At 39.7% G+C, this 8,013-nt stretch carries 7 protein-coding genes; 3 read left to right on the plus strand and 4 right to left on the minus strand.

Annotated features, from left to right (window positions below; translation table 11 throughout):
* Positions 1-2,523: glycerol-3-phosphate 1-O-acyltransferase PlsB (plsB, locus tag UC75_RS09090; RefSeq protein WP_212771771.1), on the plus strand; the 2,523-nt coding region annotated here is incomplete at its 5' end.
* Positions 2,524-2,569: 46 nt separating this feature from the next.
* On the opposite strand, the gene UC75_RS09095 is transcribed toward plsB, so the two are convergent.
* Both UC75_RS09095 and UC75_RS09100 read right to left on the minus strand, forming a co-directional pair.
* Positions 2,570-3,553: a putative solute-binding protein gene (locus UC75_RS09095; protein WP_128825228.1), complete on the minus strand. Its 984-nt coding sequence runs from the start codon at positions 3,551-3,553 to the stop codon at positions 2,570-2,572.
* Between the two features lie 79 nt (positions 3,554-3,632).
* On the minus strand, positions 3,633-4,448 hold the full coding sequence (locus tag UC75_RS09100; protein ID WP_049837388.1) for an NAD(P)H-binding protein: 816 nt from the start codon (positions 4,446-4,448) through the stop codon (positions 3,633-3,635).
* Positions 4,449-4,468: 20 nt separating this feature from the next.
* Here UC75_RS09100 and recG point away from each other — a divergent pair, with 20 nt between their 5' ends.
* Together recG and UC75_RS09110 are read left to right on the plus strand one after the other, a co-directional pair.
* Positions 4,469-6,514 (plus strand): ATP-dependent DNA helicase RecG, encoded by a 2,046-nt coding sequence (recG, locus tag UC75_RS09105; RefSeq protein WP_049837389.1) that lies wholly within the window; start codon positions 4,469-4,471, stop codon positions 6,512-6,514.
* Entirely contained in the window at positions 6,507-7,136 is a 630-nt protein-coding gene (locus tag UC75_RS09110) for a ComF family protein (RefSeq protein WP_049837390.1), read from the plus strand. The genes recG and UC75_RS09110 overlap by 8 nt, the downstream gene beginning before the upstream one ends.
* 5 nt (positions 7,137-7,141) lie before the next feature.
* On the opposite strand, the gene UC75_RS09115 is transcribed toward UC75_RS09110, so the two are convergent.
* Both UC75_RS09115 and UC75_RS09120 read right to left on the minus strand, forming a co-directional pair.
* Positions 7,142-7,540 (minus strand): NUDIX hydrolase, encoded by a 399-nt coding sequence (locus UC75_RS09115; RefSeq protein WP_005038468.1) that lies wholly within the window; start codon positions 7,538-7,540, stop codon positions 7,142-7,144.
* Positions 7,541-7,554: 14 nt separating this feature from the next.
* The coding region (locus tag UC75_RS09120) for a TIGR00730 family Rossman fold protein (protein WP_228137239.1) at positions 7,555-8,013 on the minus strand (459 nt) is incomplete at its 5' end.

Consider the following 8,013-nt stretch of genomic DNA (forward strand, 5'->3'; position numbering starts at 1 on the left):
CTTGACCTCGTGGTAACACCACATGTTCTTGGGGAAGTTCCTACTGAACCAGTATCAGAAACAACAGAAACAGAAGCAAAGACTGACCGCCAAAAAGTGGTGTGCTATGTCTTACAAAACCACTCTCGAAGCAATGCTTTGGTGGTTGATGGGGAAACGCGTCGTTTAAATTTAAAACCTGCGTTAGACCCATTAGTTGTTGGCACTCATCAGGAGAAAGCATCAGTTTTATTTTTACAGCACAATGATGAAAATAATTTACTGAATCCTCCTCCTCATGCTTTTCCACCACGCTTACTAAAACTGATTGAAGTCTTACAAGAAAATCCTGAACTTGATATAGAGCTTGTTCCAGTTACCGTTCTATGGGGACGCTCACCAGATAAAGAAGATTCTTGGTTTAAGCTTTTATTTTCAGATACATGGGCTACACCAAGCACCGTTAAGCAATTGGTCAACATTGGCTTACATGGTCGCCAATCTTACTTAGAGTTTCATGAACCACAATCGCTACGTGAATTGGTTGAATACGCTCAACAGCATTATCCGAATCTTTCACCAGCCACTTATATTGTAAGTACGTTAAATGATTACTTAGATCGTCAGCGTGAAGTAGTCTTAGGGCCCGATTTATCGGATCGCCGTAATGTCATGCAGTCGGTTGTGAAATCTCGTGATGTTCAAGAAGCAATACGCCGTGAAAGTATTCGCGGGAAAGTCAGTATGCTCGAAGCTGAACGTCGTGCGATTGGTTATGTCAATGAAATCGTATCGGATTATTCACATTCAGCAGTCCGCTTTGCCGATCTTGCTTTAACGCGCTTATGGACCCAGCTTTATGACGGCGTAGATGTACATAACTTCAGTACCGTTCGTGAACTGGCAAAAGATTATGAAGTGGTTTACACACCTTGCCACCGCAGCCATATTGACTACTTATTATTGTCTTATGTGATTTATAGACGTGGTCTTATGGTTCCGTATATTGCTGCGGGTGATAACCTAAACTTGCCTTTCGTTGGTCAGCTTTTACGTGGTGGTGGTGCCTTCTTTATTCGCCGCTCTTTCCGTGGTAATGGCCTTTATACAACCGTATTTAAAGAATATTTATATAGTATTTTGTCACGTAACACGCCACTTGAGTACTTTATTGAAGGTGGACGTTCGCGTACAGGACGCCTATTACCGCCTAAGACTGGCATGCTTGCTATGACGGTTCATAGTCATTTACGTGGCCGTACAAAGCCAATTGTATTTGTACCAACCTACATTGGTTATGAACGCCTGATGGAAGGCTCGACCTACGTAGGCGAAATGCAAGGTAAACCGAAAGAAGCTGAATCAATTTTTGGTATTGTGAAAACCTTACGAAAAATTGAACGTATTTTCGGTAAAGTCCACGTGAACTTTGGTGAACCTGTTTTCCTTGATGATCTGCTTAAACAACATAATGCAGAAAACGTTTTTATCGAGAAAAATGACGACCCAATTCCTCAAGCGGTTTCAGATGCCGTAAATAGCTCTGCACATGCAATTTTAGAAAATATTAACCGAGCTGTGGTGATTAACCCGGTCTCTTTACTTTCTATTATTTTGCTTGCAACTCCAAAGCATACGCTGGATGAAGAAATTTGTATTAAGCAGCTTGAAGCTTACCGCAATCTGGCATCTAACTTCCCATATGACCAACGTATGGAAGTAACGCCGCTTTCTGGTAAAGAAATTATTGCTTATGGTTTAAAGCTTAAACTCATTAAACGAGTTCAGCATGCACTCGGCGATATTATTGCGATTGAAGATAACCAAGCTGTTCTTCTAACCTATTTCCGTAATAACATTTTGCATGCCTTTGTTTTACCTTCATTGGTTGCATCACTTGTTGAGCACAATGGAAAAATCAGCCGTTCAGATTTAACCAATGTTATCTACACCCTGTATCCATTCTTGAAAGCAGAGTTATTCCTTAAATGGAAGAGTAGCGAACTTAAGGAACAAATTGAGCAATATGCAAATGCATTGGTTCAATCAAACCTTATTCAGCAAGATGATGAAGGTAATTTAATTAGCTCTGCACCAAACACTGAAGAGCATAATCAGCTTGTTGTTTTAGCTACGCCTGTTAAGCAAAGTCTTGAGCGTTACTACATGACGCTTGCTCTCATTACTCAACGTGGTTCAGGCAATATTTCTGCTAAACAGGTTGAAGAATTAAGTCATTTACTCGGACAACGTTTGTCAGTTCTATATGAATTTAATTCGCCAGAGTTCTTCGACAAAGCTTTATTCCAAAGCTTCCTAAAAGTACTTACACAGCAAAATTACATTCGTACCAACGACCAAGGCCAAATCGAGTTTGATGATAATTTCCGTCAAATGGCTGCTGGCGCACAGTTGGTTCTTGATGAAGTAACCTTACAAATGTTGCAGCACATCACGACCTTTAGCGACGAAGAATTAAAAGATGCGCTTGAAGCTATGGCCTCTCAACAAGCAAAACGACGTTTAAAGCGTAAAAAATCTTAAGATTTTTATTCAAAATAAAAGGCAACTTCGGTTGCCTTTTATTTTATTAGCGAATTGGACATTCAAAATAGCGTGTATCATCCATACAACGTAGACGCTTCATAAGTTGAACAAAATAAGCATCGTAATAACCTGAAAGCACGTACTGATTACGTATTTTGGCAACCATCACGTCATAACTTTGCTTTTCATAAAAAGAGACATCTACCCAATAATAAGCAGGTAAATGATTTTCCCACTGGGTTGCGCGGTTAGTCAGTAATTGACTATTTTGAACAAACCATTCTCGAATTTTTCGACCAAAATTAGCAGGATAAGCTTGTGGCTTAATAATTAAATTAACGCCAAAATATGCCAAAGGAAAGTTAATGACTTGGACATCCGGTCCAAATTCTTTTTGTAAATTATATGGTAATAACCCATATATCGGAGCTGGAACAATATCGATTTTGTCTTGCTTAAATTGCACAATCGCATTAGATAAATCAACATAAACTGGCTGAGCACCTACACTACGTACCAATGCCTGTTGTGGTGGATTATTGGGTAACACGCCAATACGCTGATTTCTTAATTGAGCAACTCTAGAGATTTTTTTATTTTTTAGGACCATATAGGCCGTACCAACAGGAATCATTCCTACCGCTTCATAGTCCTTAGAAATTAATCTTTTTTCGACTGTTGGATGATTCAAAAGCTGTAATAAGCTTTTCGCGGTACGATTATTAGGAATAAGCCCGATACCAGCAGTGCTTCCCATAAATTGGTTATAGCGATAAGTATTAAAATTAGATGCTGCTAAACCTGAACATTTACCATCATCAAAAGCTTGTATGGCCTGTTGTTCTTTTTGATAGGTCACCACTTTAAATTTGACTTGATACTGCTGAGCATATAACCGAATGTCATTTAAACGACGTGTAATATCCCCTTGGGAACCAATCGGATCATATGCACACCACACCTGATCCTCGGCCCAACTCGCAACAGCTGTTACGCTCAAAATAAGAGCTAAACAAATTTTTTTCACTTTCAAACTTTTTATCTTTATCGGCAATTTGACTGCCTCATCAGGTATTTCTGTTCTTATTTAAAGTTTAATCAAAATTTTATTTAGTGCTATGAACATTTAAACATAATAAATAGTCATTAAAGCAAATTGGATGCTCTAATTGAAAACCCGTTTCAGGCAAATGTTTCGCATAAATTCGTTTACCTGAAGTTTGGTTTGATTCTAAAGTTAACTCGGGTAACCCCAATTGTTTTTGGAACCACACGATAACTTCATGCAAAGGCAATGGTTGGTTATTAGTCACAATATAGCTGGCTTGATGATTTTCATAGTCCGCCATAAAAGCCAAAAACTTTGCTAAATCATCAATATGTATTCGATTGCTATAATGTATATTTGGATAACTTTGACTATTTTCAGCCATTTTCTTTAAACGGGCAACTGAGGTTCCGTAAATCCCAGTTGGGCGAACAATTACACATTGTGCTTGATAGTGTTTTTGCCAAAGGCGTTCCATATTACGCAATATATGGCCTTGTGCATCATTTGGCTTAATTTCACTAAAATCATCAATGATCTCCCCTGCATTTTCACCATATACCCGTGTAGACGACACTACGATTATTTTTTTTACTGGATGTATTTTTAATGCATCTCGAATCGGTTCAATACTATCTACATAAGTATGTTGGTAGCCCTCAACCGTACTCTCATTTGGAGAAAGTAAAATATATACGACATCAACAGGTTCAATTTTACTTAAATCAAGTTTAAAGATATCTTGAACAAGATGTGTTGCGTAACTATCCGTTTTTACACTACGGCTGATTGTGGTAATTTGATGTTCTTTCTCAAATAGTTGTTTAGCAACACGCTGAGATGTTTTACCATAACCGATAAATAATATATGCATAGAAAACTCGTTGAGGGGACATGACTTCAGTCCATCAGTTACAAGGCGTTGGATCGGCTTCAGCAGCCCTACTCGAAAAACTAAATATTTTTACCACAGATGATTTACTGTTTCATCTGCCACGTGATTATGAAGACCGCAGCACGATTATTGCAATGAATCAACTTGTGGTTGGGCGGAGCTATTTACTTGAAGGTGAAGTCAGATCAATTGATTTTCCTCCAGGAAAAAGAAAATCTATGGCAGCCTTGGTTCAAGATGAATTCGGTAAAGTTACCTTACGCTTTTATCATATTTATAAAAACCTGACTGACAAAATAAAACCGGGTCATCGCTTACGTATTTTTGGTGAAGTTCGTGTCGGCGCTCGCGGGCTTGAGATGTATCATCCTGAAATTCAGCTCATTCATGAACATACACCTCTACCAAAAACTCAGCTTACAGCAATTTATCCAAGTACGGATGGGCTAACTCAACCCAAACTGCGCGAATATGTAAAACAAGCTTTAAAGCACCATAGTGATGCCTTACCAGAACTGCTGCCAAAAAAATATACTAATGGCTATGCGCTTAAAGAGGCTTTGTATTACATTCATGAGCCTCCTGTTGATGCCAATATGCTCCAGTTGGCTCAAGGTTCACACCCAGCCCAACAGCGACTTATTTTTGAAGAACTGGTTGCACACCAAATTAGTTTACTTAATCGCCGTGCTTATATTCGTCAAATTGCATCTCCAGCTTTTTCAAGCAGTAAAATATTAGCTAAAAAGCTTTTAGAAGCTTTACCTTTTCAGATGACCAATGCACAAAAACGTGTATCTAAAGAGATTTTGAACGACTTAAAGCAGAACCAACCTATGCTGCGCCTAGTACAAGGTGACGTTGGGGCTGGAAAGACTTTGGTTGCTGCTGTTGCGGCTTGCCATGCTTTAGAAGCCGATTGGCAAGTTGCATTAATGGCCCCGACCGAGATTCTTGCAGAACAGCACTATTTGAATTTTAAACGTTGGTTTGAACCATTAGGCATTACCGTTGCTTGGCTATCTGGCAAACAAAAAGGCAAAGCCCGTGCCCAAGCAGAACAACAGATTAAAGAAGGCCACGCGGAACTTATTGTTGGTACACATGCCTTATTCCAAGATACTGTTGGCTTCGCTAAATTAGGGCTAGTGATTATTGATGAACAACATCGTTTTGGTGTAGATCAACGCTTAGCTTTACGTAATAAAGGTGCTGAGCAATTCACCCCGCACCAACTCGTCATGACAGCCACTCCTATTCCAAGAACACTAGCAATGAGTGCATATGGCGATTTAGATACATCAATTATTGATGAGTTACCTCCAGGCCGTACTCCAATTCAAACCGTTACGATTCCCCTTGATCGTCGTGAAGAAGTACTTCAACGAATTGCTTCGAATTGTAGAGATGGGAAACAGGCATATTGGGTGTGTACACTGGTTGAGCAGTCTGAGACTTTAGATGCTCAAGCCGCCGAAGCCACCTACCAAGAAATGAAAGAACGCTTTCCTGAACTTAACATTGGCTTAGTGCATGGCAAAATGAAAGCTGACGAAAAACAGTCGGTCATGCAAGCGTTCAAAAATAATGAGTTACAGCTTCTTATCGCAACCACGGTCATTGAAGTTGGGGTAGATGTTCCCAACTCTTCTATTATGGTCATTGAAAATGCTGAACGCTTAGGACTTTCTCAGTTACATCAGTTACGCGGTCGCGTAGGTCGTGGTGCTCAGGCCAGCTTTTGTGTACTTTTATATAAAACGCCTCTTTCTCAAAATGGGCAAGAGAGACTTTCTATTTTAAGAGAAAGCAATGATGGCTTTGTGATCGCAGAAAAAGATCTTGAGTTACGCGGACCGGGTGAATTACTAGGTACTAAACAAACTGGCGATATGGGGTTTAGAGTTGCTCGTTTAGAGCGAGATGACCACTTACTCAGTCAAGCTCATTATGTAGCTCAGCAAGTCTTAAAAGATTATCCAGAACAAGCAGATGCATTATTAAAACGTTGGCTTCCAGAAGCACCTCGCTACGCGTATGTTTAGTTTATTAAACCCACAGCATCTTATTCAATTGCTCTCACCTTGTTTGTTATGTGAGTCAGGTGTACGAGAAAAACATTCACTCTGTAAGGATTGTTGGAAGGATTTACCTTGGCTTAAACAAACAATTCAACGCAATGATCAATCAGTTCTTGTGGCCTGTGATTATGCTTATCCAGTTAGCCGGATCATTCAGCAGTTTAAATATGAACAAAAATTACATTATGAAATTTTGTTAGGTGAAATTTTACAACAACTCAAATTTCCCAAGGTACAAGCTATCGTACCTATGCCTATTTCAAATCAACGTTTAATCGAACGTGGTTTTAATCAGTCATTGTTACTTGCAAACATCTTAAGCAAACAATTAAAAATACCTGTTTGGCAGCCAGTACAACGTCTTGCTGAACATTCGCAAAAAGGGCTTTCTCGACTTGAACGCTTTGAGAACATTGAGCAACAATTTATTGCGCTTTCTGAAGAAAAACGGCGTTATCGCCGTGTTCTTATTATTGATGATGTAATAACCACTGGAAGCTCTATTCATGCGCTCAGTCAAGCACTTAAACAATTAGGCTGCACATCTATCCATGCCGCTTGTTTAGCGGCAACTTTGACCAGTTAAAATGATTAAACTGTAGACAAATGCTGCTCACACCAAGGAATAACAATTTCACGGGTTAATGGTGCAAGGTGCGTTTCTGAATCATTTAAATCAACCCATTTCATTTCTGCAATTTCGGCTGCGATTTTAGGCGCCTGATCAAGCTGAACAAGATATAAATGACTGACCAGAATATGGTCTGGCTCATTCGCCGCTGCCGTTTCGAAACGACCAAGAAATTGTTCAATTACACAAGAACTTCCAACTTCTTCTAAAATTTCTCGCTGCATTGTAATCTCTGGCGCCTCATTGGGTTCCAGCTTACCACCCACTTGCATAAAAGCATGAGTATTACGCTTCCTCACGAGCAACAACTGATTTTGCTCATTCAAGATCACTGCAGCAGCGACCGTAATTGTTTTCACTTATTTAACCTCGTTTATGGTTGAACATCTGCATTTGTCCATTTTGGAGCAGGAGCCTGATATTGCTCAAATTGTTGAAGAATATCTTCAATTTTGTCTGATGCGATCAATTTATCAACGAACCGTGCTTGGCTAAATCCATTATCTACCGTCCCTTGAATCATTTTAAGTAAATCTTCATAAAAGCCAGCTACATTTAAGAAAGCACATGGCTTTTGATGAATACCTAATTGCGCCCACGTCCATTGTTCAAAGATTTCTTCCAATGTACCCGCACCACCAGGTAAAGCAATAAAACCATCGGAGAGATCCGCCATTTTGGTTTTGCGCTCATGCATATTTTCGACCACATATAATTTGGTTAAGCCCGGATGAGCTAACTCACGATCGACCAAAGCACGAGGAATCACGCCAATGACTTGTCCACCTGCCTGCAAAGCACTATCAGCGACAACGCCCATTAAGCCTGAGCG

The sequence above is a fragment of the Acinetobacter sp. V2 genome (genome assembly GCF_001188385.1).
Classification (GTDB): Bacteria; Pseudomonadota; Gammaproteobacteria; order Pseudomonadales; family Moraxellaceae; genus Acinetobacter; species Acinetobacter oleivorans.